The 25,822-nt window shown below is 36.0% G+C and carries 22 protein-coding genes; 8 read left to right on the top strand and 14 right to left on the bottom strand.

Annotation, left to right across the window (positions count from 1 at the left end; translation table 11 throughout):
- Positions 1-72: 72 nt before the first annotated feature.
- Together AAEO57_RS11425 and AAEO57_RS11420 are read left to right on the top strand one after the other, a co-directional pair.
- Positions 73-372: an ArsR/SmtB family transcription factor gene (locus AAEO57_RS11425; RefSeq protein WP_163408259.1), complete on the top strand. Its 300-nt coding sequence runs from the start codon at positions 73-75 to the stop codon at positions 370-372.
- A gap of 6 nt (positions 373-378) precedes the next feature.
- Positions 379-1,485, top strand: a complete 1,107-nt coding sequence (locus tag AAEO57_RS11420; RefSeq protein ID WP_341692683.1) for an NADH:flavin oxidoreductase — start codon at positions 379-381, stop codon at positions 1,483-1,485.
- Positions 1,486-1,597: 112 nt separating this feature from the next.
- Here AAEO57_RS11420 and AAEO57_RS11415 read toward each other — a convergent pair whose 3' ends face one another.
- The 6 genes from AAEO57_RS11415 to AAEO57_RS11390 all read right to left on the bottom strand — a co-directional run bounded on the left by AAEO57_RS11415 (position 1,598) and on the right by AAEO57_RS11390 (position 11,335).
- A complete protein-coding gene (locus AAEO57_RS11415) occupies positions 1,598-2,743 on the bottom strand; it encodes an acyltransferase family protein (protein WP_341692681.1) in 1,146 nt (381 codons plus the stop codon).
- A gap of 201 nt (positions 2,744-2,944) precedes the next feature.
- On the bottom strand, positions 2,945-5,161 hold the full coding sequence (locus AAEO57_RS11410; protein WP_341692679.1) for a glycoside hydrolase family 3 C-terminal domain-containing protein: 2,217 nt from the start codon (positions 5,159-5,161) through the stop codon (positions 2,945-2,947).
- 186 nt (positions 5,162-5,347) lie between these two features.
- Complete coding sequence (locus AAEO57_RS11405) at positions 5,348-6,991, bottom strand: DUF6377 domain-containing protein (RefSeq protein WP_341692677.1); 1,644 nt, start codon at positions 6,989-6,991, stop codon at positions 5,348-5,350.
- Between the two features lie 43 nt (positions 6,992-7,034).
- Positions 7,035-9,299, bottom strand: coding sequence for an acyl-CoA dehydrogenase family protein (locus tag AAEO57_RS11400; protein WP_341692675.1), 2,265 nt, complete (start codon positions 9,297-9,299; stop codon positions 7,035-7,037).
- A gap of 100 nt (positions 9,300-9,399) precedes the next feature.
- Entirely contained in the window at positions 9,400-9,804 is a 405-nt protein-coding gene (locus AAEO57_RS11395) for a GNAT family N-acetyltransferase (RefSeq protein ID WP_341692673.1), read from the bottom strand.
- 67 nt (positions 9,805-9,871) lie between these two features.
- Positions 9,872-11,335 carry a glycosyltransferase family 2 protein gene (locus tag AAEO57_RS11390; RefSeq protein ID WP_341692671.1) on the bottom strand — a complete coding sequence of 488 codons (1,464 nt, stop codon included), beginning with the start codon at positions 11,333-11,335 and terminating at the stop codon, positions 9,872-9,874.
- A gap of 440 nt (positions 11,336-11,775) precedes the next feature.
- On the opposite strand from AAEO57_RS11390, the gene AAEO57_RS11385 reads away from it, so the two are divergent.
- On the top strand, positions 11,776-12,339 hold the full coding sequence (locus tag AAEO57_RS11385; protein ID WP_341692669.1) for a hypothetical protein: 564 nt from the start codon (positions 11,776-11,778) through the stop codon (positions 12,337-12,339).
- 107 nt (positions 12,340-12,446) lie between these two features.
- On the opposite strand, the gene AAEO57_RS11380 is transcribed toward AAEO57_RS11385, so the two are convergent.
- Both AAEO57_RS11380 and AAEO57_RS11375 read right to left on the bottom strand, forming a co-directional pair.
- On the bottom strand, positions 12,447-14,027 hold the full coding sequence (locus AAEO57_RS11380) for an NADP-dependent glyceraldehyde-3-phosphate dehydrogenase (protein ID WP_341692667.1): 1,581 nt from the start codon (positions 14,025-14,027) through the stop codon (positions 12,447-12,449).
- Positions 14,028-14,099: 72 nt separating this feature from the next.
- The gene (locus AAEO57_RS11375; protein WP_341692665.1) at positions 14,100-14,411 is read right to left on the bottom strand and encodes a rhodanese-like domain-containing protein; all 312 of its coding nucleotides are present in this window, start codon (positions 14,409-14,411) and stop codon (positions 14,100-14,102) included.
- A gap of 378 nt (positions 14,412-14,789) precedes the next feature.
- Between AAEO57_RS11375 and AAEO57_RS11370 the strand changes: the two genes are divergently transcribed.
- Together AAEO57_RS11370 and AAEO57_RS11365 are read left to right on the top strand one after the other, a co-directional pair.
- Entirely contained in the window at positions 14,790-15,416 is a 627-nt protein-coding gene (locus AAEO57_RS11370) for a Crp/Fnr family transcriptional regulator (protein WP_341692663.1), read from the top strand.
- Positions 15,417-15,611: 195 nt separating this feature from the next.
- Positions 15,612-16,397: a sulfite exporter TauE/SafE family protein gene (locus AAEO57_RS11365; RefSeq protein ID WP_341692661.1), complete on the top strand. Its 786-nt coding sequence runs from the start codon at positions 15,612-15,614 to the stop codon at positions 16,395-16,397.
- Positions 16,398-16,613: 216 nt separating this feature from the next.
- On the opposite strand, the gene AAEO57_RS11360 is transcribed toward AAEO57_RS11365, so the two are convergent.
- From AAEO57_RS11360 to AAEO57_RS11340, 5 genes are all read right to left on the bottom strand, one after another.
- Positions 16,614-17,000 carry a helix-turn-helix transcriptional regulator gene (locus AAEO57_RS11360; RefSeq protein ID WP_341692660.1) on the bottom strand — a complete coding sequence of 129 codons (387 nt, stop codon included), beginning with the start codon at positions 16,998-17,000 and terminating at the stop codon, positions 16,614-16,616.
- Between the two features lie 229 nt (positions 17,001-17,229).
- Entirely contained in the window at positions 17,230-17,634 is a 405-nt protein-coding gene (locus AAEO57_RS11355; protein ID WP_341692657.1) for a hypothetical protein, read from the bottom strand.
- Between the two features lie 438 nt (positions 17,635-18,072).
- A complete protein-coding gene (gene cydB, locus AAEO57_RS11350) occupies positions 18,073-19,149 on the bottom strand; it encodes a cytochrome d ubiquinol oxidase subunit II (protein ID WP_341692655.1) in 1,077 nt (358 codons plus the stop codon).
- A gap of 2 nt (positions 19,150-19,151) precedes the next feature.
- Entirely contained in the window at positions 19,152-20,498 is a 1,347-nt protein-coding gene (locus tag AAEO57_RS11345; protein WP_341692653.1) for a cytochrome ubiquinol oxidase subunit I, read from the bottom strand.
- Between the two features lie 267 nt (positions 20,499-20,765).
- Positions 20,766-21,359: an HD domain-containing protein gene (locus tag AAEO57_RS11340; protein ID WP_341692651.1), complete on the bottom strand. Its 594-nt coding sequence runs from the start codon at positions 21,357-21,359 to the stop codon at positions 20,766-20,768.
- Positions 21,360-21,559: 200 nt separating this feature from the next.
- On the opposite strand from AAEO57_RS11340, the gene AAEO57_RS11335 reads away from it, so the two are divergent.
- From AAEO57_RS11335 to AAEO57_RS11325, 3 genes are all read left to right on the top strand, one after another.
- Positions 21,560-22,975, top strand: coding sequence for an MBL fold metallo-hydrolase (locus AAEO57_RS11335; protein ID WP_341692649.1), 1,416 nt, complete (start codon positions 21,560-21,562; stop codon positions 22,973-22,975).
- 95 nt (positions 22,976-23,070) lie between these two features.
- A complete protein-coding gene (locus AAEO57_RS11330) occupies positions 23,071-23,634 on the top strand; it encodes a YeeE/YedE family protein (RefSeq protein ID WP_341692931.1) in 564 nt (187 codons plus the stop codon).
- Positions 23,635-23,644: 10 nt separating this feature from the next.
- The gene (locus AAEO57_RS11325) at positions 23,645-24,124 is read left to right on the top strand and encodes a DUF6691 family protein (RefSeq protein ID WP_341692647.1); all 480 of its coding nucleotides are present in this window, start codon (positions 23,645-23,647) and stop codon (positions 24,122-24,124) included.
- Between the two features lie 107 nt (positions 24,125-24,231).
- On the opposite strand, the gene AAEO57_RS11320 is transcribed toward AAEO57_RS11325, so the two are convergent.
- Entirely contained in the window at positions 24,232-25,818 is a 1,587-nt protein-coding gene (locus AAEO57_RS11320) for an MDR family MFS transporter (RefSeq protein ID WP_341692644.1), read from the bottom strand.
- Positions 25,819-25,822: the final 4 nt, after the last annotated feature.

The following is a 25,822-nucleotide window of genomic DNA, read 5'->3' as shown; positions in this document are numbered from 1 at the left end:
TGTTAATCATAAATTTATCTAAAATTATTTTTAATTAATTCATATATCGGGAAAAGTCGATATATTTACAACATGGAACAAATTGAAATTTTTAAGGCATTGTCTAACAAATCCAGATTACAAATGCTGGAATGGCTAAAAGAACCAGAGCTCAACTTTCCGGATCAGATTACTGCAGGATTTGAACATGGAGTTTGCGTAGGACAGATACAAGCCAAGGCAGGTCTTACACAATCAACTGTTTCTGAATATTTGTCAATTTTACAACGCGCAGGATTTATAGAATCTACTCGTGTTGGCCAATGGACATACTACAAACGCAACGAAAGTGCCTTTGAAGCACTCAGTAAATTAATTCAAAATAATTTGTAAATTACTATGAGTACAAACAGCCTGTTTTCTCCATTTAACTTAAAAACGTTAAATCTTAAGAATAGAATCGTAATGGCGCCAATGACGCGCTCTTTTTCTCCAAACGGAACTCCAACCGAGCAAGTTGCTTCCTACTACCAAAAAAGGGCTGAAGACGAAGTTGGTCTAATACTGTCTGAAGGTACAGTTATCGACAGACCATCATCCTCAAACGATGCAAATGTACCGCACTTTTATGGCAATGAAGCATTGAAAGGCTGGAAGAAAGTCATTGACGAAGTTCATGCAGCCGGAGGTAAGATGGGACCGCAAATCTGGCACATGGGAATTATGGACAATCATCACTCCGGATGGGTTCCTCCTGTTCCTTTTGAAGGTCCTTCAGGATTCAACCGTCCTGATTTAAGAAACGGTATTGCTATGTCTGAGAAAGATATTGAAAATACTATTTTAGCTTTTGGAAAAGCTGCTGCCGATGCCAAAAAGTTAGGTTTTGACACTATCGAAATCCACGGTGCACATGGTTATTTGATTGATCAGTTCTTTAGAGCAGAAACCAATTTGAGAGAAGATATTTATGGAGGTAAAACTTTACCGGAACGTAACCGTTTTGCTATTGAAGTGGTAAAAGAAATCAGAAAACAAGTTGGCAACGATTTCGCAGTAATTATGCGTTTCTCTCAATTCAAACCTTCTGATTACAATTATAAACTGGCTAAAAATCCACAGGAATTAGAAGCCTGGCTTACTCCTATTGTTGACGCCGGGGTTGATATTTTACATTGTTCTCAAAGAAGATTTTGGGAACCTGAATTTGAAGATTCTGACTTAAATTTTGCAGGATGGGCTAAAAAAGTAACAGGAACTCCAACCATTACTGTTGGTTCTGTTGGACTTTCAAGCGATTTCTTTGGTGCATTTGCCGGAGAAAGTTCTGAACCGACTTCTTTAGAAGAATTAACCAGACGTTTCGACAGAGGCGATTTTGATTTGGTTGCTGTTGGAAGACCACTTTTATCAGATCCAAACTGGGCTGCTAAAATTAAAGCCGGAAAAACTGCCGAATTGAAAGGTTTTAGTAAAGAAGCATTGGGTGAATTGGTTTTGGAATAAATACCAATCATTTTACATTGTAAAAATTAGACGCACTGCTGTGTGTCTCTACAAATAAAATTTCATGAAAACTGAAGGAATGAGCAGTTACGCTCATCCCTTTAGTTTTTTTTTATTCTTTAACGGAAACTTTATGTTTTTGAAATTTATTCTGCAACCAGTTTCGAACCGGTTCATCGTATAATTTCAAACAAATAAAAGCAATAATTATACTAGAAACTAAAACTCCAATTCCGACTAAATATCCGTCTTCTAAAGAAATTTTATTATCTACCACCCAGGTAGAATACCAATAAATCAATGGATAATGTGTGATGTAAAGCGGATACGAAATATCACCCAAAGCTTTGCAGATTTTAAGTGAAAACGGATTTTTAATTTCGCCTCCTGCACCAATTGATACGATCAGAGGAAAAACAAGAATAATACAAAAAGACTCATACAGACCGTTCATCCAAAGACTGTTTTCGTCTCCAATTCTCGGAATCGCCAGAACAATTGCAATTAATACGCTACACATCCAAAAAGCTCCTTTTATCTGGATTAATTTTCCTAATCGGGAAAGCAAAATTCCGGCAAAGAAAGGATACAATAATCGCGTAAAACCAATATTCATTTGTTCCAGATCTAAAGACCATCCACCAATAACATCTCCTTTTGGTCCAAAAACGGTGTAATTAATGAGCATTCCGGCAAATACCAAAACAAAGATTCCTAATACTTTATTGGAAAATTTTCGGAATACCAAAGCATATAAAATATTGGCAATGTATTCGAAAAAAAGTGACCAGGCCGGTCCATCAAGCGGATGCATTTCGCTCCAACCCCTAATATCCATACCTTTTGGAACCGGAATCAGGGTAAAACCAATCAACATTACTAACAGCAATTTCCAGACTGGTGTTTCTGCAATTTTCGGAAATAAATTATCCGAAGCCTGAAAATAGTAAAAAGCTGCGCCAATGATCATTCCCATAACCACCATAGGCTGCAGTCGGATTAATCGTCGTTTGTAAAACTCCCATTGCGTCATTCTTCCCCAGCGGTCATCATACGCATACGCTACAACAAATCCGGATAAAAGAAAAAAGAAATCTACGGCAAGATAACCGTGATTGATAATTTGTTTAAAACGGTTTCCTAATGCAAAAGTTTCGAAAATATGAAATGCAACAACAAGAATTGCTGCCACGCCACGCAGGCCGTCTAAAATTTCATAATGCTTTTTGGGCTTTATATCATTAAAAATTTTACTCATAAAATTAATTGATGGTTAGATAGTTAGTTGTATTTTTTGACAGAATCTAAAATAGCTAAATTAAACTGAAGTTTTTTAACAAACAGAAACTTAGTTTTTATAATTCCAAAAATGTGTAATTCTTCAATGTCTTTTTTAAAAAGTAAAGCTGCAACTTTTTTAGAATTGCAGCTTTACAACCAACCAATTTAGAAAATGAAATTATTGAAGTGAAAAGCTTACTTTAGATTTTATATCGGTAGAAGATGCTCCAACAAGAGCTTCAAACACCCCTGGTTCAGCAACCCAATCGTGTTTTTTATCATCAAAAAAGCTTAAAGCCGTTTTATCAATTGTAAAAGTTACCGTTTTTTCTTCTCCCGCTTTTAGGTAAATTTTATCAAAACCTTTTAATTCTTTTATCGGACGAGGCAATGAAGATTTTAAATCACTGATATAAAGCTGAACAGTCTCAGAACCTTCCCTATTTCCGGTGTTTTTTACTTTCACAGAAAATGTAATGTGATCGTTGACAGAAATTTGTTTTTTATCAGCAGTAACTTTTCCATATTCGAAAGTGGTATAACTCAATCCGTGACCGAAAGAAAATAACGGTTTTATTTTTTGTTTATCAGTCCAGCGGTAACCCACGAAAATCCCTTCATTGTATTTAACCTCATCACCTCCTGGAAATTCTCCTAACGCATGAGCTCCGTTATCAGATAGTTTTGCTGGAAAAGTAAAAGTTAATTTTCCGGACGGATTCACATCTCCAACCAAAACAGCCGCCAAAGCATTTCCGGCTTCGGTTCCTAAAAACCATCCCTGAACAATTCCAGGAACTTCTTTTACCCACGGCATCGCTACGGCATTTCCAGAAATATTTACAAAAACTACATTTTTATTTACTTTAGCCAATTCACTGATTAATTTATCCTGATTGTATGGAAGATTTAATTCCTTACGATCATACCCTTCGTCATCCTGATTTGGACTTTTATTCAGACCTCCAATAAAAAGGACTAAATCAGCGTTTTTAGCAATTCTTAAGGCTTCAGCAGTCAATTCAGCTTCAGATCGTTTTTCTTCCAAACTTACTTTTGCAACAACTCCGTTATAATTACTCGTTGGATCTCCAACATAGCCACGAGCATATATGATTTCAGCCTGATTCCCGATTCTTTTCTTCAGTCCTTCAAGCGGAGTAATTTCATATCTTGCTTTTAGCGAAGAACTTCCACCACCAACAGTCATCATTTTAATTGCGTTTTCTCCAATAACCGCAATCTTTTTAGTTTTAGAAAGATTAATTGGCAAAATATTGTGGTTGTTTTGAAGCAATACGATGCCTTCTTCTGCAATTTTCAATCCTGCTTTAGCGTGTTCATCTGTTCCAAATGAGCCAAAAGGACGGTTTTTATTCATATTTGTCAAGAAAGATAAACGTAAAATACGACGTACTTTTTCATCTAATTCTTTAGTTCCAACTTCTCCTTTTCTAATCATTTCTGAATATGGTTTTGCCAGATAATAGTTATCATAGGCATTACTGGTTCCCCATGTAAGTCCGTTTGTCCAGGAACCAAACTCCATATCCAGTCCGTTATGAATGGCTTGTTTTGTATCGTGGACTCCTCCCCAGTCTGAGATTACAACCCCTTTGAATCCCCATTCCCCACGAAGGATATCATTTAGCAGAAACTCATTGTGGCAGCATTGCTGCCCTTTGTATTTATTATAAGATCCCATAATTGCCCAGGCATCTCCTTCCTGAACAGCCGCTTTAAAAGCAGGCAGATAAATTTCGTATAAGGCACGATCATCTACAATTACGTTTACCGAATTACGATTGGTTTCCTGATTGTTCAGTGCAAAATGCTTTACACAGGCAGCCACTCCAATTGACTGCACACCTTTAATGTAAGGAACTACCATTTTTGAAGCCAGAAAAGGATCTTCGCCCATATATTCGAAGTTTCGTCCGTTTAAAGGGCTTCTGTAGATATTAACCCCGGGACCTAACAGTACATTTTTGTTACGATAACGTGCTTCCTCTCCTATTGATTTTCCGTATAATGAAGCCAATTCCTTGTTCCAGGTTGCAGAAAGAGCTGTTAAAGCCGGAAATGCAATACAGGAATCGTTGGTCCAGCCAGCCTGCTCCCATTCGTCCCATTTTACTTCGGTACGAATTCCGTGTGGTCCGTCGGTCATCCAGTTTTCAGGAATACCTAAACGCGGAACGCCCGGTGAACTGAATTTAGACTGCGCATGAATCATAGCAATTTTTTCACTGGTTGTCATTTGTGAAAGCGCATCTTCTACACGCTCATTGATCGATTTTTTATCATCCAGATAAATTGGAATTTTATTTTGTGCTTTAATTCCAAAAGAAATCAGCAATAGTAAAACACTTATTGCTTTAACGTTTTTAAACATAACTTTTTATTTTTTTGTCCGTACTAAAATGAGGTTTTCTAAATAGTATGGTAAAACTAAAACGTTATCGTATTCGCAAGAATTCTAAATAAAAAAAGTAGTGATTCAAAAAATTAAAACACTGAAAACAAACACTTTAATCACAAAAAAAGCAATAAAAAAAGTAGTGATTTTAAAATCAAAAAATCAGGATTTTAACGAAATTAAACCTATTTTCATCACCATTTCTTCAAAGTCATTTCGGGAAACTATAGCTTTGTTTCTGGCTCTGGTGCGATAGTTATAAATGGTACTTAAAGAGTAACGAAGAAACGCTGCAATTTTTACACTATCTGTTATTCCGAGTCGTATTAATGCAAAAATTCGAAGTTCCGTGTTGAGTACTTCACCTTGTTTCAATACAATTTGTTCTTCTTTAATGAGCAATGCATTGAAATCTTTCACGAAAGTGGGATATAAACTCAAAAAGATAATATCAAAATTCTTGTAGAGTTCTTCCAGTTCATTATCAACCAGAGTAGTCGATTTGAGCATTCTGTATATCTCGTCGAATTGTTTGGCCGTTGCTTTTTTGTTTAATATGGCACGATAATTTTCCAGTTTGTTGATGTAGGCAGAACACAAATTGAAGAAATGGGCAATATATTCTTCCTTAATATGATTGGATTCTGATAATTGGGCATTGCGTTCCTGGAGCTGGTTGTTGGCTTCTGAAATATCTTTGTTTAATTCGGCTAGTTTCTGACTGGTTTCATAAAGTTCTCCACGAATTCTGGATACTTTTTTCATCTGTTTGTAAACGTAAATAACGGCTGCAATCAAAAACAGGGACAACAGACTAATGCAAAGAAGATATACCTTGAGCTCCGATTTTCGTTGGGCTTCACGCTCTAAATAAGCTGTGTTGATAATGGAATACACCTGCGACATTAAAAGCGTACGAAACTGTACATTACAAAAAAGCGCATCCTCAATAGCAGATTGTGTTAATTTGTAAGCCATATCTACATCACCGCTTTTATAAAAAACCAATGCCAGTTCCTGAAGCGAAGCATTGTCTTTGATAGCTTGCTTAATATCTGAGGTTGCAGACAGCGCATAGTATTTCTTTCTTAGCTCTAATGGTCCTTTGGCTTCATAAATGCTTCCCAAAAGATAGGTAATCATGGCGTATTGCGGATTTCCGTCTTTGGTTATTTTTAGTAAATTCATTAATTCTTTTTCGGCAATATCAAACTTCCTGTAAAAAATATTTCGCTGGATTTTATTGATTTTATAGTCTAAAGAATTTGGATTTAAAACAACCAGCAATGAATCACGGTATTTGCTTATTTGTGCAATAAACTCTTTACTGACACTGTTAGCGTTATAATGTTCATAAAATTCACGGTACACAACATAATAATTCGGCACTAATGACTGGTCTAATTCTTTTTTATTAATGCTTTTTAAAATAGCTTCAGATTCGCGATATTTTCCCGATGAAGAATACAGATTTGCCAATTGCAACTGAGCCAGGTTCAGCAAATTCTTTTTCTGAAGCTCCTCTGCAATCTTCAGGTTTTTCTTTACATAATGAATAGCAGAATCAGAGTTGAATTTCTGATACTCAGTATACAACACATTATTATAATTGTATTCCTGCTCTTTTGATAATCCCTGAGATTTTATTTTTTTGAAATTTAAAATCCGCTCTTCTTTTAAACGTACATAATGCTGTTTGTTTTTGATAGCGTCATTTAGCCTTTCTAAAATAACATCTGTACTATCCAATGAATAAACCGGAAAGTGAACCAGAAGGATTATAAAAAACAGAAAATATTTTTTCAAGTGGTAATGAAATTTATAATTACAATATTAAAGAATTTAATTTTTAATTATACACGGCAATTGGCGCGCCCAGACAACTTTGAGGAATATCAAATGCATTTACCAAAGAAACTGCATCAGGTCTGATGTCCCAACAAAGCTGATTAACCATTTTACGGATTGCTTTGGTTTTTACAGCTTCCATATATCCGTCTTCTAAATACCAAGCTTTGTTTTTTTCTATTTGCGAAAGCGCGTACAACTGATTTAATTTCACTAAAATTTCTTTTGTTTTTGAATCTTCTGTTTTTTCTATGGCAATTTGAAACTGCTCTAAAATCACACGCTCTAAATAAGCCGTAGCAACTTCAATCATTTGGTGCTGCACAACATTAAAAGCATCGTAGGCTTCTAAACCACTGTCAACGAGTTTTTTTATACGCTTTGCCGCAGATGCCAGAATAGTCCTTTCTCTGTGCTGAAAAGCCTGCAAATGAAACTGATAATCTAATAAATGATCTTCGTCTGTTCTTCTGGTTGCAATCGGATTTTTTTCGGAAATGGCAATTTTGGCATTTTCATACACATAATTAATGATTCCGAAAGACCCCATTTCTCCAAATGCTTTTCTAAATTCAGCCAGCCTGTTTTTGGCTACTAATTGCATTAAAACAGTGTTATCGCCCTCAAAAGTGGTATAAATTTCAGTATCATTTTTCAAAGCGTCAATTCGGTTCTCAGACAAATAGCCTTTTCCGCCACAGGCCTCGCGGCATTCCTGTAAAATATCTCGGGTACTCCAGGTAGAATAGGATTTCATTCCGGCAGCCAAAGCTTCAATATCCTGCATTTCAGATTCGGTTTTGTTTAAAAACCGACTCGTCAAATATTGGAGACCAAAATGTACCGCATAGGTTTTGGCTAACGGAATAAGTAATCTCCGCTGGTGCATTCTGTAATTTAAGATTGGCACCTCAGAACCTCCTTCCGGTCCAAATTGTCTTCGCTGATCGCTATATCTGATGGCAATTGTAAGCCCTGACTTTGCAGCTGCCAAAGCCGATCTCGGAATTCCGATTCGACCGCCAACTAAAGTGCCCAACATGGTAAAAAAGCGTCTGTTATCACTCGGAATCGGGCTTTCGAATTCGCCTTTATCGTTTACAGAAGCAAATCGATCCAGCATATTTTCTTTCGGAATCACCACATTATCAAAACGGATAGTTCCGTTATCCACACCATTCAGTCCCATTTTATGACCGCAATCACCAATAGTAATTCCTTTTAAAGTTTTTCCATTTGTATCACGCAGCGGAACCACAAAGGCATTTACACCATAATCGTGACCGTCAATAATCAGTTTGGCAAAAACGGTAGCCATTTGTCCATGAACGGCTGCATTTCCTATATATTCTTTTTGCGCTTTTTCATGAGGAGTATGAATCGTAAAAGTTAAATCAGCATGGTTATACGTTGCTGTTGTTTCGAGGCCTTTTACATTTGAGCCATGATGGGTTTCGGTCATCGCAAAACAGCCCGGAAGTTTTAATTCCCCAATATCTTTAAGGTATTTAGCATAATGTTTTTCGGTTCCTAATGACTGAACACTCATTCCCCAAAGTCCGAACTGCACACCAAATTTTATCACAAGGCTTAAATCATGATAACTCAGCGTTTCCATAATGGCAAAATAATCGGCTATATTTTCGCCTCCACCATATTGTTTTGGATACGCCATATTACCCAAATTTTCATCAGCCAGAATTTTGCACCAATCGTATACTTTTTGGCGATACACATTTATTTCTGTAGAAGTTTCATAAGCGAATTCAGGCCGCGAAATAATTGATTTTACCCTTTTGATAATAGCTGCCTGTTCTCCATCCAGAATTTCAGTTAATTTCTGAATATCAAAATTATCGGTAGTTTTAGTTGTAGCGGTAAGGGAATCTCCTTTGGTTTTGAAGTTCTGAATTAATTCTTCGCCTAATACTCCCAGATCATTTTCCAGTTTTGTAAAATCTGATTCCAGTGAGGAAATATTCAGGTTTTCATCTGAAAGTGCTGTGGCGATATCAAAAATCGATTTTATAGACGATTTATCTTTAATACTTCTCTCAATATCCGATTTCCAAAGAGTGAGTTCATTTCGCGAAGGCGGATTAGAAATATCCACTTTGGAAAGAAGATACTGTTGTTCTTCAGTGGAAAGCAGCGTTAGGGAAGTAATAAATTCACGTAAAGTCGTAAATTCTTTTTGGGTTAAAAGATCATCTGACCAAACAAGATATAAAAGTGGTATAAAAGCCTTGATTTTTGAATTTTCCATGGAAACTAAAAGTATTAATTTGTCTGAGGTTAAATTAATATATTTAATTGACCTGTTCTAAAAATTGCTTTCAATTAAGATTTTTTTCACATTTAAAAAACTACAGGTAAATCTCCATTATTGTAAATTCCTGACCTGCCTTATTAAAAGTTTGAAAAGTATCTTTCATACCGATTTTTTCGTAAAAAGATTTTTTATTGCTTCTTGCATTGCACCAGATTCTTTTCAAACTCTTTTTTTGAGCCAGATCGAAAATGTGTTTCAAAAGTTCAGAAGCTATTCCAAGACCTTGGTATTCGGGCAAAGTAGCGAGTTTTCTAAACTGCATTTCATCATCAGAAATAAAACAGGATACAATTGAAACCAGCTTATCTTTTTCGAAAACGCCAAAATGCAAGCCCAATTCATCTTCTTCCAACTGAACAAATTCGAAAGGCTGATCCGGCCACATTACTTCATGTCTTATCTGCCAGGTTTCTGAGGGTTTAATTTGTTTTATTACCATTTAAAAAAAAATAAAAAACCGTCTAAATCGAGAGAAACAGACGGCTCTAATTTACTTATTTTTTTTATTATTTAATTTCCGATAATCCACGGGTTAGCCATCCTCTTTTATTTGCCGTAACAATTGCGTAGGGTGCAATCCAGAATAATCCAAAAGTGTAAAAAATGCTATATGAATACGCCCAGAATGCCTCTGAGAAATTATATCTTTTTGCATAAAACATAACCGGAAAACTGGACACAATTAATATGGCTAAAAATGTTGAACTCAGGAACAATAACGGATGAGTAACTATAAGAAATAGCATAAACAATAATAAAGGAAAGGTCATGATCTGTTTTAGGGACTGATTTATAAATAAAAGTCTTGCTCCAAATTTAGATTCATTTCTGAAATTTTTAAAAACATATTGAGCCATCATAAGGTTCTCACGTACATTACTTCTTCCCCATCTGATAAACATTTTGTATAAACCTGTGTATTCTTCCGGTACACTCGTTAATACCACTGCATTTTTTTGGAATAAAACGTGATGCCCTTGTTTTAATATCATATTGGTCATTGCACGATCCTCACCTATATCTGAAGGCTGTCCCATAAAAGTTTGATTAATCCATTCCGGAAGACATCCAAATACAGCTGTTTTTCGATAAGCTGCTGCAGCTCCGGGTGTACAAAGTACAGCACCCAACATACTTTCTGCCGAACGAACGAATTCGAAACTCATCACAAAACTTACATTCAGCATTTTCGGAAGTATCGCTTTTTTATTATTCAAAACCTGAACATTTCCTGCAACGGCTCCGCATTTTTCGTTCACAACAAACGGACTCACTAAATTTCGTAAAGTATCTTTTTTTACAATTGAATCACTGTCTACAGTTACAAAAATTTCTCCTGTACCAAGTTCAAATCCACGGTATAAAGCGTGCCGTTTTCCTTTATTTTCCGGCTGTTGAAAAATTGTAAGACGATCGCCCAGTTTTATTTTTGCCTGCTGCATCCAATACCAGGTATCATCCTTACTTCCGTCATCAATGGCAAGCAACTGCATTTTATGTTCAGGGAAATCACTTTCTGCAAGACTCAACAAGGTATCCCAAACCAGTTTCCCTTCGTTGTAAGCCGGAACAATAACGGTGCAGGTTGGCAGCAAATCGTCTGTAACAGATTCTATTGGTTTGTAGCGAAAATACAGGTAAACATTGTATAGAAAAACTCCGGTCTGAAAGAAAAACAATAAAATCGTCAAAATCAAAAATGGATAGCCCCATGTCGAATTTATTCTGTCGATATGAAACTGATCAAAATCTGACTGGAATTCATACACAAAAAAAGCACCTGTCAACATTAAAACAAAGCTGATTATGAGTACCGCAATCCCTAATGGACTTGAGGTTTTATCATTATTATTGTTTTTAGATTTATTCTGAAAATTAAAAATAGAACTCTTTACAATAAGTTCTTCGTTATGGCTTTCACTAAGGGTTGAGGCATAAAATTGTTCTGAAGTAATTGTCTCGCTTTTCATATAGGTCGTATTATGTATTTTCTAATTAAATGGCTTTAAATTTTAATCTCTATCGGATGTGTATTTTAGAGAATTATTATAACCGTGATTTTACAAGGTTTATGCCATTAGACTTCTGAACTGATAACTAAGCGATTAGGACATTTTTCCAGATTTAATGTGTGTATTTATTACCCACTTTACGAAACACTATACACTTTTTTTGCTTCTGCACTCAATAAATAAAAAAGCTGAAAAAATTCATTAATCAGATTTTATGAATATAAAAAAGCTTCGCCCCTGCTTCATCCTGAACGAAGTCGAATGGAATCAGGCGGACATTTATTTATTTCAAAAAAACAAACCACTCATTTTCAAAACATTGCAATGAAATAAATATATAAATCTCTCAATATGTGATTATTAATATTTATTTTTATGTAATCAAAAAAAAATCCGTCATGAAAAAATTCATTTTAGCAGCATTGTTATGTTTTGGCGTAAATGGTTTTGCGCAATTAGTACAATTTGGCCCGCAGTTGTCATACAACATCACTTCTCCAATTACAGACGATTTCAGTACAAAAAATTCGGGAACCGGTATGGGGGCTGCCGCTTTTGTGAGAGTCAACATTTTTCTTTTTTACGGACAGGGAGAAATCGGCTATTCAAAATCAAAGTTTAGTCTTGCCCAAAGCGGAATTGGAGAAACAGAGTATGAATTAGCCGGAGCAGATGCCACTCTAATTGCCGGATTTAGAATTATTCCTTTGGGGAAATTAGGAAATGTGCGTCTTTTTGTCGGATACAACTGGAAAAACAATTCAGACATTAGTTCCAACAACAATCTGAATCCTGTGGACTTTGAGAACAGCAATAGCAGCGTCCTTGGCGGAGTTGGTGTAGATTTATGGAGAGTGACTGTTGAGTACCGATATCTTGCCGGACTTTCAGATCTTGATGCTTCAGGCAGAAGCATAAAAACGGGAGCTTCTCAACTCTCTGTTGGGTTTAAATTTTTATAACCCCTCATTCGAAAAAAATTCCAGAACCTTACATATCAAACCTAAAAAAACCGCCTGATCCCAAAAGAAAAAAGCGGTTTTTGAAAATTAATATATAACCTTGAAGATTATAAAATATAATCTGTATTGATGAAATTAGACTCTTTACTGTTTAATAACTCCTGAAGGATTTCATTATTGTAATCAATATCTTTTGAAGCCACAAAAGTACGGATTGAGAATGAACGCAATGCATCCGGAATACTCAAAGTTCCTACTGCAGAATCTTTACGGCCTGTGAACGGGAATGCATCCGGACCTCTCTGGCAAGAACTGTTCAGGTTTACCCTGCACACCAAATTTACCAAAGCATCGATAAGCGGAGCTAAAGTTTTGATATTTTTTCCAAACAAACTTACCTGTTGCCCGTAATTAGATTCGGCCATATCTTCAAGAGGTTCATTAATATCTTTGAAAGAAATAATTGGAACTACCGGTCCAAACTGCTCTTCATGATATACTCTCATTTCTTTATTCACAGGGAATAAAACTGAAGGGAAAATATAATTTTCTGTATGTTTTCCTCCTTTTTCATTCAATATTTTTGCTCCCTTTGCTTTAGCATCATCAATTAATCCCTGAATATAAGCAGGTTTTTCAGGTTCAGGAAGCGGAGTCAAAGAAGCTCCTTTTTCCCAGGGATTTCCGAACACCAAAGCATCTACTTTTTCAGAAAAACGCTTGTTAAATTCCTCTGCTATTGATTCATGCACATACAATACTTTTAAAGCCGTACAACGCTGACCGTTAAAAGACAACGCTCCAGTAATACATTCCTGAATTGCCAAATCTAAGTCGGCATCCGGTAAAATGATCGCAGGGTTTTTGGCTTCAAGACCTAAAATCAGACGCAATCTGTTTTTGTTTGGATGCTGATCCTGCAAAGCAATCGCAGACTTACTGTTTCCTATTAAAGCCAGAACATCAATTTTTCCTGATTTCATAATTGGAGAAGCTACTTCACGGCCTCTTCCGTACACGATATTGATTACTCCTTTTGGAAAACTGCTTCTAAATGCTTCCAATAACGGTGTAATACAAAGAACACCGTGTTTAGCTGGTTTAAATATTACAGCATTACCCATAATCAGGGCAGGAATAAGTAATGAGAAAGTTTCATTAAGAGGATAATTATAAGGTCCAAGACACAACACCACTCCAAGAGGTCCACGGCGAATCATAGCATGCACTCCCTGCACTTTAGAAAAATGCGAACTGCGTCTGTTTAATTCTTTGTAACTGTCAATAGTATCCTGAATATATTCAACTGTTCTGTCAAATTCTTTTTGTGAATCCCCAAGATTTTTTCCAATTTCCCACATCAAAAGTTTTACTACCTCTTCACGGATTTCCTTCATCTGCTTTACGAAATTTTCCATGCATTTGATACGGTCAATCACTTTCATGGTTGGCCATAGCCCCTGACCTTTGTCATAAGCCGCAGTTGCAGCTTCAACCACCTCAGCAGCTTCTTTTTCCGCCATAAACGGAATAGATCCTAATAATGTTGGCGCATATTTCTCTGTAGACGATATTGTAGAAAAAACAGGTGTAGTTTGTCCCGTCCACTTTTTTAATTCTCCGTTTACAAGATAAGTATCTTGGTTTATAAGGGTTTTAATTTGATACTCCTCGGGTATAAAACTCATAATCTGGTAATTTTAAGTTGGTTATTTAATTGTTTTTAAAAGAAAAAGAGGCTTTAGCGCCTCTTTCACTTTTTATGGGTTTACGGTTTCACCTTCCCAGTCCAGGATTCCGCCAAGCAGATTATAGGCATTTTCAAAACCTAATTCGTTCATAATCTGACATGCTTTTGCGCTTCTTGCTCCTGAGCGGCAATACACATAGTAATTTTTGTTTTTATCTAATTCTTCTATTTCATAAATAAAAGCCTGGCCTTTATTGATGTCAATATTCACAGCGTTTTCAATATAACCGTCGTTAAACTCGTCTTCAGTTCGTACGTCAAGTATAACTGCATTTTCGTCAGTGCTTAATTGTGCAACCCAATCTTCTTGTGATAAATTCATAGTATTGTGTTTTTTGTAAAATTAAAAGTTTTTACTAAATAAAATACGCACAAAATACGATTTCGATTATTATTCACAGAAAACGTTTTAGGATACGTATTATAATTAGTGTTTTACAAATTTACTCACTATTTTTAAAAAACCGGTCTATAAAACCGATAGAAAATAGGATTTTTTTATTTTAGGATTTCTTATCTTAAAAATAGTTTTCTGACAATTTATACCATTCGAATCTGTTATCTTTGCAAACAATTGTAAATTTTAGTTTGTTTTTAATAAAATCTATAATAACAAATATTACGATTTTATTTTCCTACAGGAAGGCAAACCGAAAAATTTAATGATTAAAATAATATCGTTTATTTTTAAATATTACCCATGCAGCATTCATTAAAAACCCTTTTTCCAAATTTCTCAGCTGAACTGATTGCTACTATCGAAGAAAAAGGCAACGCACAAGATTTTAAGGCCGGAACTGTGTTAATGCGAACCGGACAGTACATTAAAAATACCGTTTTAATTACCAAAGGAAAAATCAAAATCTACCGCGAGGGAGAAGATGGCGGTGAGTTTTTAATGTATTATTTGCAGCCGGGACAGGCCTGCGCTATTTCGATGATTTGTACCGCCAAAAGCGAAAAAAGCCAGATTATGGCAAAAGTGGTCGAAGATGTTTCGGTTATGATGATTCCGCTGCAGCTTATGGACAAATGGATGATGGAACACCGCTCCTGGTACGAATTTGTAATAGAAACCTACAGAAGCCGTTTTGAAGAAATACTGGAAGTTGTTGATAACATCGCTTTTCGTTCTATGGATGAACGTTTAGAATTTTACCTCAAAAGACATTCTGACTCCTGTGGCTGTTCTGAAGTCAAACTTTCGCATCAGGAAATTGCAACCGAGCTCAATACCTCAAGAGAAGTCGTTTCGAGATTGCTCAAAAAAATGGAACAAAGAGGATTGGTCAAACTCAACCGAAACCAGATTGAACTTTTAAAATAAAGCTTTTTTTATTTTAAACCATTAAGAGATTAAGTTGATTAAGTTTTAGTACTTATTTTTCTTTAGTCACCTAAAAAAATAAAGTTAGGCCTAATTATTTTAATGCCTTAATGGTAAAAACAAAATTCCCTTCTGTGATAAATGTTACTGTAGATTTCTAATTTACAAACCACCTTTGCATCAAAACAAAATGCAATGGAATATCTGGGTTATTTTGCCTCTATCATTATCGGAATTTCACTGGGCTTAATTGGCGGTGGCGGATCGATACTGACAATTCCGATTCTTGTTTATTTGTTTAAAGTAAATCCGGAACAAGCCACTTCATATTCTTTATTTATTGTTGGAATAACTGCCATGTCCGGAAGTTACAGTCATTACAAAATGGGCAACCTGAAACTCAAATCAGCCTTGTATTTTGCTATTCCGTCAGTGGTATCCATTTTAATCATTCGTGAAGTTATTTTTCCTCAAATTGCAGCCACTTTATTTTCAGTAGCCTCTTATTCTGTTTCTAAAGATTTCCTGATTATGATTGTATTTTCAATTTTGATGATTACAGCAGCGATTTCGATGATAAAAAAAGACCAGCCCGAAATAAAAAATGCCGAAACCAATTACTTTCAATTAAGCTCAATCGGTTTTGTAGTCGGAATTGTAACCGGTTTCCTGGGTGCCGGTGGAGGATTTTTAATTATTCCAGCCTTGCTGTTTTTTGCCAATTTGCCTATGAAACAGGCCGTTGGAACTTCGTTATTAATCATTACCATCAATTCGTCAATCGGTTTTGGAGGTGATTTGTACATAGGAACACCCATAAATTATCCTTTTTTATTAAGCGTTTCTGCCATGGCACTCATCGGAATGGTAATTGGAAGTCAGCTTTCTAAAAAAATTGACGGAGCAAAACTAAAACCTCTCTTTGGATGGTTTGTACTCGTAATGGGTTTTTACATTATTACAAAAGAAGTTCTCTTTTAAATTATAGTTTCACGCATTATGCGCAAATTTTTCATTTGAATATTTTGAATTTAGTTTCACTTGTAGAGTAGTCTTTGTCAGAGTTATAAACTTTGACAAGGATGAAACTAAAAATTTGGGTGTACTGAAACAGTATTTGTATTTCCCCCGTTTCTAAAAAAATAGCCCAAAAGTATTTTTTGGGCTAAAACAAGACGCATTTCAATTGGAGTTACTTCAAATTTCCCCAAATTTTTGTTTATAACGTCCAAGCTCAATTTCTGTCCTGCTTAAAAGTTTTTCCAATAACTTGATTTTGTCTTCATAAAGTTCTTTTATTGTAGAAGTGTTTTCTGTGTTAATCAAAATACTCCCATTATTATTTCCGTTGATTCTATTAAAATTATTAAAGTACCGGTCGTAATCAAAACTGATAATATCTTCAACGCTCACATCAAGAATTCTCCCTATTTCAACCAGCTTTTCGTAACTCAGAGAAGTTTTTCCCTTTTCTATTTTACTATAACCAGCCTGAGTTACACCTAATTTTTCTGCCATATATTCCTGAGTGTAATTTTTTAACTCTCTAATGTTTTTAATTTTGTTTTTAATTGTTGTGGCCATATTTTTAAAATTTGGGTAGGTATAATTAAAACAGCCCGCTGTTAAACTTTTAACAGCATAACTATACCTTATTGAGGTATTCTAAGACCGCTTTATCATCAGGAATAATAAGGCAGTACTTTTATTATTTTTTTCTGCTGGTAACAAAATAACCATACATCAAAGCTGCCATTATGAGAACTAAATCATGATGGGAAATTCCGAATAAATACATTCTTTAATCTTTTATTTAAGCAGTCTTTTTTATATTTCTTTCAAATTGAAAATCCAGATACTGGTCTATCTGTTTGCCTATCGGGAGTCGGTCTTTTAAGTCAATTTTAATCCTTATTTCTTTTCTGTAAATATCTTTCACAATTACGAAATATACAAATTCTGAAGGCTTGTCAAATCTTGCGATTATAATAAAAACGTAGCATAGAAGTGTTGGTATAATGTAGTATAAATCCATCAGGTCTGTAAAAATCATACAGTAATAAGCTACGGCGGTTACGGCAATAAAAACGCCGTTTTCAAGAAAATATTTTTTCTTTTTTTTGAGCAGTCCAAGTTCTTTAATTTCATCAAAATGATACTGCCAGTTTTTAGATTTGTAGTGAAGTTTAATCGTGTCGGAAAAAATAGTAATGAACATAATAATAAGAAAATAAAGGTTTGCGTGAAAAAAATGTTCCTTTTAGATATCTTCAGGAAAAATTCTTAGATACGCAATATTAAGCATTAACTTCTTTTTTTTCTTACAACACAAATTATAGAATATAACTAATAGTTGTAATTAAATCCTTAGAAAAAACTAAGGCAAATAGTGTTTACTTTGTATCTTATTTACTAAAAATAGGAAATATTATTTTGGGCGTTTCCTACGGCCGGGCTATCCGCTAAATTCCCGATTAACAAATTCAATGCAGGCACTCTTTGTAAACGAAACCAGTAGTGATAAACAAATGCATTCAAAAAAGAGTTTAGCCAAATTTAGAACGTTTGGCTAAAGACCAAATCATTTTATACAAAAAAAAACTCCAGCTAAAGCTGGAGACAATTCATATAATTAGTGATTTGTGGCTATAAAAATTCAATGCTCTCCATACCCAATATCATCCATTTTCCCACTAAACACACGATACTGAATAATAAAATAAACAATCACCAGAAACAAAGCGATAAAAAACCAGCTCAATCCTGCATTCAATCCGTATTCTCCGGCAGCTGTATTGTAAATAGTCAATGACGGATTTACTTTATTTGTTGAAGGCAAAACGTTCGGAAAAATAGAAACGGCTGTTGAGGCAAATCCACCTACTAAAAACAAGGTAGAGAACAGAAATCCGTAACCGTCTTTTTTAAAGGAACGCACTTTAAATAACCCTAAAATTCCAACAAAAGTCAATAGCGGAAAAAACCACAAAATCGGATTTTCAACAAAATTGTGAAACGGCTTAGGCTCAATAAAATGCCAGACCTGCAATGAAATAAAAACCAAAATAAGTAAAACGATATTCAGTTTAAAAACCACATTTTTAAGTTTTGGATTCAAAGAAGAATTCGTTTTATAAATAATCCAGTTGGCGCCATGAATCGTCAGCGCAACCACACTCACAATTCCTAAGAAAAGAGTAAACCAGTCAATAATCCCTAATTCATTCGCCTGCGGGCTAAAAGTCGGATTCCATAATGGCAGAAAGAAATAATGTGCTTCCTGAGTAGAAACTCCGTTTTGAACCATTCCGAGGTTCACACCGCGAACGATATTCCCCAAAGCCATTCCGAAGAACAAAGCCAAAAGTAAACTTGCCATTCCGAAAGCTTTATCCCAAATCGCTTCCCACATGTGATTATGTACCTGTCCGCGCATTTCAAGTCCAATCGCACGAAAAATCAACAGCCATAAAATCATAATCAAGGGCAGATAAAATCCGCTGAAAGAAGAAGCATACAAAGTTGGAAAAGCGAAAAACAAAACACCTCCGGCGGCAATCAGCCAAACCTCATTGGCGTCCCAAAAAGGCCCAATGGAGTTCGTAATGACTTTTTTGTCTCTTTCTGTTTTCGCAAAAAACAAATGAATAATTCCTGCTCCAAAATCATAACCGTCCAATACGAGATAGACAGCCAGAATTCCCATTAAAACTACGTACCAAAAAAATTCCATACTTATATTTTTTCTGTTGAAAGTTCCACATGTTGTGGCCCTTTATTGATAATTTTTCCAACCAAAAGCAAAAACAACATTCCGAGCAAAAGGTATAAACCTATAAACCCTAATAATGTAAACAAAGTATTTCCCGAAGAAACCGTTGGTGAAGCGCCTGATGCAGTTCGCATTAAATTATACACCAGCCAGGGCTGTCTTCCTAATTCTGCCGTGTACCAGCCTGTTGTATTGGCGATGTACGGAAACGGCATCATAAACATCAGCGACCATAAAAGCCATTTGGTTTCAAACAATTTTCCTCTTATTAATTGAAAAAGCGAAAGCACCATTAAACCGATAAATACGGTTCCAAGTCCTACCATAATATGATACGCATAATACAATCCTGAAATATTAATTGGATGCAGGTCTTCTTCGAATTGGTCTAGCCCTTGAATTTCCTGATCCCAGTTTCCATACGTCAGGAAGCTCAATATATTCGGAACAGCTATTTTATTATCGAGTTTTTTGTCTTTTACATCGGGCTGTCCGATTAAAACAATTTCAGAGCCTTTTTCTTCTGTATGGAAAATTCCTTCCATAGCCGCAAAAGTCACAGGCTGGTATTTTACGACGTTTTTAGCCAATAAATCTCCTGTTGGAACTGCCACAACAAGACTCGAAATCAATCCGAAAACAACACCTGTTTTCAAAAATAATTTTCCGAAAGAAACATTTTTTCTGCTTAAAATATAAAAAGCCCCAATTCCGGCCACAACAAATGAACTCGTTACCAAAGAAGCTGCCTGATTGTGCAGATAAGAAGGCCATAACCAAGGATTTAAAAATAATGCCTGAAAATTATTCAGTACAAATTTTCCGTTCTCCAAGATTTCATAGCCTACCGGATTCTGCATCCACGAATGTGTGGCAATGATTAAAAATCCGCTGGCCCAGGAACCGATCATGATTAATAATCCGGTTACAAAATGCCATTTATGTCCGAGGAGTTTTTCTCCAAATAAAAACAATCCCAGAAAAGAAGATTCGAGAAAGAACGAAAACATTCCTTCCATAGCCAGTGTCTGACCTATGATTCCTCCGGTTAATTCGGAAAATTTGGCCCAGTTGGTACCAAACTGAAACTCCATCGGGATTCCGGTTACAACCCCCATTGCAAAATTCAGGGCAAAAATTTTCATCCAGAAATGAGTGGCATGATTGTATTGTTCGTTACTGGTTTTGAGGTATTTCCACTTGAAGCAAACAATGATAAGTGAAAGCCCCATTGTAAGCTGTGGAAAAAGATAATGAAAAGTAATGGTGAAGGCGAATTGCATTCGGTCATAAAAGAGCATTTCTTCCATAAGGTAATTTGTATATGAAGTTCCACAAATTTACCGATTATAACCCGAATTGCTGTCCTGTAAAAAGACTTTATCGTATAATATCTGTGAAACTTTTCAACAATTACAGAAAAGCAGAATTCACATTTACGTTTTGGGAGATTTGCAAAGTGTGTCATTTCGACGAAGGAGAAATCCCACTAGAAATTCAGTAATCAAAATCGCCAATCTTTGCCGAATATTGGATGTGATTTCTCCTTCGTCGAAATGACAAGATTACAAGAAAAATCACTCCTTTTTCAGAATCCCTTTTTCAACGCTTTCGTCTATCAAACCTTCAGCGTAATTCCACAACGTTTTTGAGCCTTCTTTTATCACACTCTTTTTTTCGTAAACCCTTTGGTAATTTACACCAAACTCTTTCCAGGTTCCTCCATCGTTAGAAGTATTCTGCAATAAAGGTTCCAGTCTGTCCATCGATTTTGCAAATTTAGCTTCATTGGTTTCTCCTGCTTCAAATTCTTCCCAGATTGCGATTAGTTCTTCGGCCTGATTTTTTGGAAGTAAGCCAAAAATTCGATTTGCAGCCAATCGTTCTTCATCAGTATTCGAATGATTTTTTACCGTATCATAAATAAACACATCTCCTGCATCAATCTCTACAATATCATGTATCAGAACCATTTTTACCACTTTCAAAACATCTATAGGTTCGTTGGAATGTTCTGCAAGGACTATTGCCATCAAAGCCAGATGCCAGCTGTGTTCAGCATCATTTTCGCATCGGTCACTGTTAAACAATTTTGTTTTACGCTGTATGTATTTTACTTTATCAATCTCTTTTATAAAAGCGATTTGATCTAATAAATCTTTAGTGTTCATTTTATTTTGTTTTGAAATGACATTCGTCATATGCAAAATTAAAGCTTAAAGCGTAATTGCTGAACTTTAAATTCATTTATCTCAAATCACATGGCAAAATCTGCACTTTTTCACCCAAAAATCAAATTTCTGTAACATTAGTCACCTATTTTAAGAAAAAACAAAACTACCTTTGTTATCCCATTATTATTAACTGAATCATGAAAATCGAACAAATTTACACCGGATGCCTCGCACAAGGTGCATACTATATTACATCAAACGGAGAAGCTGCGATTATTGATCCGCTTAGGGAAATCCAGCCTTATTTAGACCGTTTAGAACGCGATAAGGTTAAGCTAAAATATATTTTTGAAACGCATTTCCACGCCGATTTTGTTTCCGGACATGTTGATCTGAGCAAAGAAACCGGAGCTCCAATAGTTTACGGACCAAATGCTGCCTGTGAGTTTGACTGTATTTCTGCAAAAGACGGACAAGAATTTAAAATCGGAAAGATTACCATAAAAGTCCTTCATACACCTGGACACACCATGGAAAGCACTACTTTTTTACTCATTGACGAAAACGGAAAAGATCACGCGATTTTCTCCGGAGACACATTGTTTATTGGTGATGTAGGTCGTCCTGACCTGGCCCAGAAAGCAGCTGGAATGACTCAGGATGAATTAGCCGGAATTTTGTTTCATTCATTAAGAGATAAAATCATGACTTTGGCTGATGACGTTATTGTGTATCCTGCTCACGGTGCCGGAAGTGCCTGTGGAAAAAACATGAGCAAAGAGACGGTTTCGACTATCGGGAATCAAAAAGCGACCAATTATGCGTTGCGCGCCAATATGACTGAAGCCGAATTCATCAAAGAAGTTACTGATGGTTTATTGCCTCCTCCAGCCTATTTTAGTATGAATGTTGCGATGAACAAACAAGGTTACGAAACCTTTGAATCGGTTTTACACAATGGAATGAAAGAGATTGATGTAAAAGATTTTGAAGCTGTTATTGAAGAAACCGGAGCATTGATTCTGGATACAAGAACCGCAGCTGATTTCTGTAAAGGATTTATTCCTCAATCTATTAATATCGGAATCAATGGTGATTTTGCTCCATGGGTTGGAACTTTAATTGCCAATGTAAAACAACCTATTATATTGGTTACTGCAATCGGTATGGAAGAAGAAACCGTAACCCGTCTAAGCCGTGTAGGTTTTGATACAATCATTGGACATTTGAAAGATGGTTTTGAAGCCTGGGAAAAAGCAGGTCAGGAAACAGATTCTGTAAACCGAATCACAGCTGAACAATTCGCAGGAGAAGCAGACATAAAAAAAGACAAAATAATTGACATTCGTAAAGAAACCGAATACGAAGCAGAACATATCGAAGATGCTTACAGTAAACCTCTGGCTTATATTAATGACTGGGTAAAAGACATTGATCCGAATGAGCATTTTTATCTGCATTGCGCAGGAGGTTACCGCAGCATGATTGCAGCTTCGATTTTACAGGCACGCGGTTTCAGAAATTTTACCGAAATTGAGGGTGGTTTCGGAGCCATCTCTAAAACGAATATTCCAAAATCAGATTTTGTCTGCCAAAGTAAAGTTTTAAAATAATTTTTTAAGGTACAGAGATACAAAGGTGCAAAGCAACAAAGTTTTTCCCTTTGAACCTCTGCTCCTTTGAACCTTTGAACCTAAAAAAAATGAGTATACTCGAAATCATCAAAGAACCATGGCCTTGGTACGTTGCAGGCCCGTTGATTGGATTAACTGTTCCAATTTTGTTAATTATCGGAAATAAATCTTTCGGAATCAGTTCGTCATTACGACATATTTGTGCAATGTGTATTCCGGCTAATATTCCGTTTTTTAAATACGACTGGAAAAAAGAAAGCTGGAATTTATTCTTCGTTCTCGGAATTTTTATTGGTGGTTTTATTGCTGCATATTTCCTATCCAACCCAAATGCAGTTATCATCACACCCGAATTATCAGCCAAATTAGCCACTTACGGAATCACAGATCATACCGGTTTGGTTCCGGCTCAATTATTTTCCTGGGAAAGTCTGTTAACGCTTCGCGGATTCATCATGATTGTCGTGGGCGGGTTTTTAGTAGGTTTTGGAACTCGTTACGCAGGCGGATGCACCAGCGGACATGCGATTATGGGATTATCAAACCTGCAATGGCCTTCATTAGTAGCAACCATCTGTTTTATGATTGGCGGTTTTGTAATGGCACTTTTGATTTTACCGCATATTCTTTCACTTTAAAATTTCAAAAATGAATACTTTAGAAAATAAAAATACGGACAGCGAAGGTATCAACGCTAGTCAGCAAAAAGAATCTCCTTTTGGAAACCTAAAATATTTAATTGTTGGAATCCTTTTCGGAATTGTATTTGTAAAAGCCGAAATCATTAGCTGGTTCCGCATTCAGGAGATGTTCAACCTGGAATCTTTTTTCATGTACGGTGTAATCGGAAGCGCTGTTGTTGTTGGCGTAATTTCTGTATTTCTGATTAAAAAGTTCAATATCAAAACTCTCGCTGGCGAAAAAATCGAAATCCAGCCAAAAACTTTTAACAAAGGTCAAATCTACGGCGGATTGTTATTTGGTTTCGGATGGGCCATTACTGGAGCTTGTCCGGGTCCATTGTTCGCTCAAATCGGAACGGGAGCGACTGTAATTTTGGTCACTTTATTGAGTGCTATTGCAGGAACCTGGGTGTATGGTTTAATTAAAGACAAACTTCCTCATTAAAGATTACAGTTAATCCAGCCGCGTAAAGTTTAGAAGAATTATATTAAAAATAACGCCGAATTCTAATTATTGAATTCGGCGTTTTGCGTATTATAAAATTATTATTATTAATGCATTGCGTCGGCTGCACTAATTTTGTTCTTCCCTTTTTTGATAAAGAGAATAATCGGTATGCAACATAAAAACATAATTCCCAGATACAGAAAAATATCCATATAAGCCATTACTGTACTTTGTTTCATTACAGAAAGCTCTATAGCCTGATAGGCTTTTTTCAGCGCCACATCTGCACTGTATCCTTTTGCCATAAAAGCGTGCTGCATTCCTGCAATTCGCTGCTGTACTTCGAATTTGGCAGGATCTAGGTTATTAATCAAATCTACTCTATGCGACTGACTGAAACGTGTAATAAAAGTGGTAATAATGGCAATCCCAAAAGAACCTCCTAACTGACGCATCATTCCTGTAAAAGCCGCTCCTTCGCCAATTTGTTTTCCTTTCAAAGTAGAAAGAGAAAGTGTTGTAATAGGTACAAAAAGTAGTCCTAAACCAATTCCTCTTAAGATTAAAGGCCAGTACATGTGTTCTACACCAGTATCTGGCGTCATACGGCTGTACATCATAAAGGTAAAGAAGAAGAAAACTAAAAATCCAACTCCTACCATATAACCTTGTGGTACACCTTTTTGGATCATATTTCCAACAAAAGGCATCATAATCGCCGTTGTAATAGATCCTGGAATTAACAATAATCCTGCGTCAGTTGCTGTCCATCCTAAGATTGACTGTGTATAAATTGGAATAATTAAAGTAGAACCATATAAACCAAAACCCAGAATAAAACACATTATAGTTCCAATTCTTAAGTTTCCGTCTTTTAACACACTTAAGTTTACGATTGGGTATTTATAGGTAAGCTCTCTCCATATAAACAAAACCAGTCCAAGAACTGTAACAACACTTAAGGTTACAATTAAAGAATCATTGAACCAATCGTCCTGCTGTCCGTGTTCTAATACGAATTGTAAAGAACCAATAAAAGCACTTAACAGAATAATTCCCCACCAGTCAACCTGATTCGCTTTCAGTTTCTCTCCATATTTTGGACTTCTAACAAAAGTTAAAGCCAAAATTGTAGCTATAATTCCCAACGGGATATTAATATAGAAAATATAAGGCCAGGAATAATTATCAACCAAATAACCTCCTAATGGCGGTCCAAGAGTTGGCCCAACAATTACGCCCATTCCGTAAATCGCCTGTGCCATTCCACGCTTTGCAACGGGGTAACTTTCTGTAATAATCGTTTGGGCTGTTACCAGTAGCGCTCCACCACCCATACCTTGTACGAATCGAAAGGCTACAAGTTCCCATATATTTGTGGCATTACCACACAAGAAGGAACAGACAGTGAATATTATGATCGAAGCCACAAAATAATTTCGTCTTCCAAATTGCTGTGATAGCCAGCTCGTCATCGGAATTACAATCACATTCGCAATAGCGTATGCTGTAATTACCCATGCAACGTCAGTCAGGGTTGCCCCAAGACTTCCCCGCATGTCTGTCAGTGCTACGTTTACAATCGTGGTATCCACAATTTCCAGCAATGCACAAAGTACTGCCGTAATCGTAATGACAACACGCCTGAAACCGTATTCTACTAAATCGTCATCTTGTACTGCTGCTGCCATTTAT

Origin of the sequence: Flavobacterium calami (genome assembly GCF_038290035.1) — a bacterium.
Lineage (GTDB): Bacteria > Bacteroidota > Bacteroidia > Flavobacteriales > Flavobacteriaceae > Flavobacterium > Flavobacterium calami.
The sequence above is the reverse complement of the archived record's forward strand: the minus strand, read 5'-3'. Positions and strand labels throughout refer to the sequence as shown.

Excerpts from the sequence above, each read along its gene's own strand:
- AAEO57_RS11360 (WP_341692660.1), bottom strand. The coding sequence starts at position 17,000 with ATGGCCACAACAATTAAAAACAAAATTAAAAACATTAGAGAGTTAAAA.
- AAEO57_RS11390 (WP_341692671.1), bottom strand. The coding sequence starts at position 11,335 with ATGAAAAGCGAGACAATTACTTCAGAACAATTTTATGCCTCAACCCTT.
- AAEO57_RS11320 (WP_341692644.1), bottom strand. The coding sequence starts at position 25,818 with ATGGCAGCAGCAGTACAAGATGACGATTTAGTAGAATACGGTTTCAGG.
- AAEO57_RS11325 (WP_341692647.1), top strand. The coding sequence starts at position 23,645 with ATGAATACTTTAGAAAATAAAAATACGGACAGCGAAGGTATCAACGCT.
- cydB (WP_341692655.1), bottom strand. The coding sequence starts at position 19,149 with ATGGAATTTTTTTGGTACGTAGTTTTAATGGGAATTCTGGCTGTCTAT.
- AAEO57_RS11400 (WP_341692675.1), bottom strand. The coding sequence starts at position 9,299 with ATGGAAAATTCAAAAATCAAGGCTTTTATACCACTTTTATATCTTGTT.
- AAEO57_RS11365 (WP_341692661.1), top strand. The coding sequence starts at position 15,612 with ATGGAATATCTGGGTTATTTTGCCTCTATCATTATCGGAATTTCACTG.
- AAEO57_RS11420 (WP_341692683.1), top strand. The coding sequence starts at position 379 with ATGAGTACAAACAGCCTGTTTTCTCCATTTAACTTAAAAACGTTAAAT.
- AAEO57_RS11410 (WP_341692679.1), bottom strand. The coding sequence starts at position 5,161 with ATGTTTAAAAACGTTAAAGCAATAAGTGTTTTACTATTGCTGATTTCT.
- AAEO57_RS11335 (WP_341692649.1), top strand. The coding sequence starts at position 21,560 with ATGAAAATCGAACAAATTTACACCGGATGCCTCGCACAAGGTGCATAC.
- AAEO57_RS11385 (WP_341692669.1), top strand. The coding sequence starts at position 11,776 with ATGAAAAAATTCATTTTAGCAGCATTGTTATGTTTTGGCGTAAATGGT.
- AAEO57_RS11355 (WP_341692657.1), bottom strand. The coding sequence starts at position 17,634 with ATGTTCATTACTATTTTTTCCGACACGATTAAACTTCACTACAAATCT.
- AAEO57_RS11425 (WP_163408259.1), top strand. The coding sequence starts at position 73 with ATGGAACAAATTGAAATTTTTAAGGCATTGTCTAACAAATCCAGATTA.
- AAEO57_RS11340 (WP_341692651.1), bottom strand. The coding sequence starts at position 21,359 with ATGAACACTAAAGATTTATTAGATCAAATCGCTTTTATAAAAGAGATT.
- AAEO57_RS11345 (WP_341692653.1), bottom strand. The coding sequence starts at position 20,498 with ATGGAAGAAATGCTCTTTTATGACCGAATGCAATTCGCCTTCACCATT.
- AAEO57_RS11375 (WP_341692665.1), bottom strand. The coding sequence starts at position 14,411 with ATGAATTTATCACAAGAAGATTGGGTTGCACAATTAAGCACTGACGAA.
- AAEO57_RS11415 (WP_341692681.1), bottom strand. The coding sequence starts at position 2,743 with ATGAGTAAAATTTTTAATGATATAAAGCCCAAAAAGCATTATGAAATT.
- AAEO57_RS11395 (WP_341692673.1), bottom strand. The coding sequence starts at position 9,804 with ATGGTAATAAAACAAATTAAACCCTCAGAAACCTGGCAGATAAGACAT.
- AAEO57_RS11370 (WP_341692663.1), top strand. The coding sequence starts at position 14,790 with ATGCAGCATTCATTAAAAACCCTTTTTCCAAATTTCTCAGCTGAACTG.
- AAEO57_RS11380 (WP_341692667.1), bottom strand. The coding sequence starts at position 14,027 with ATGAGTTTTATACCCGAGGAGTATCAAATTAAAACCCTTATAAACCAA.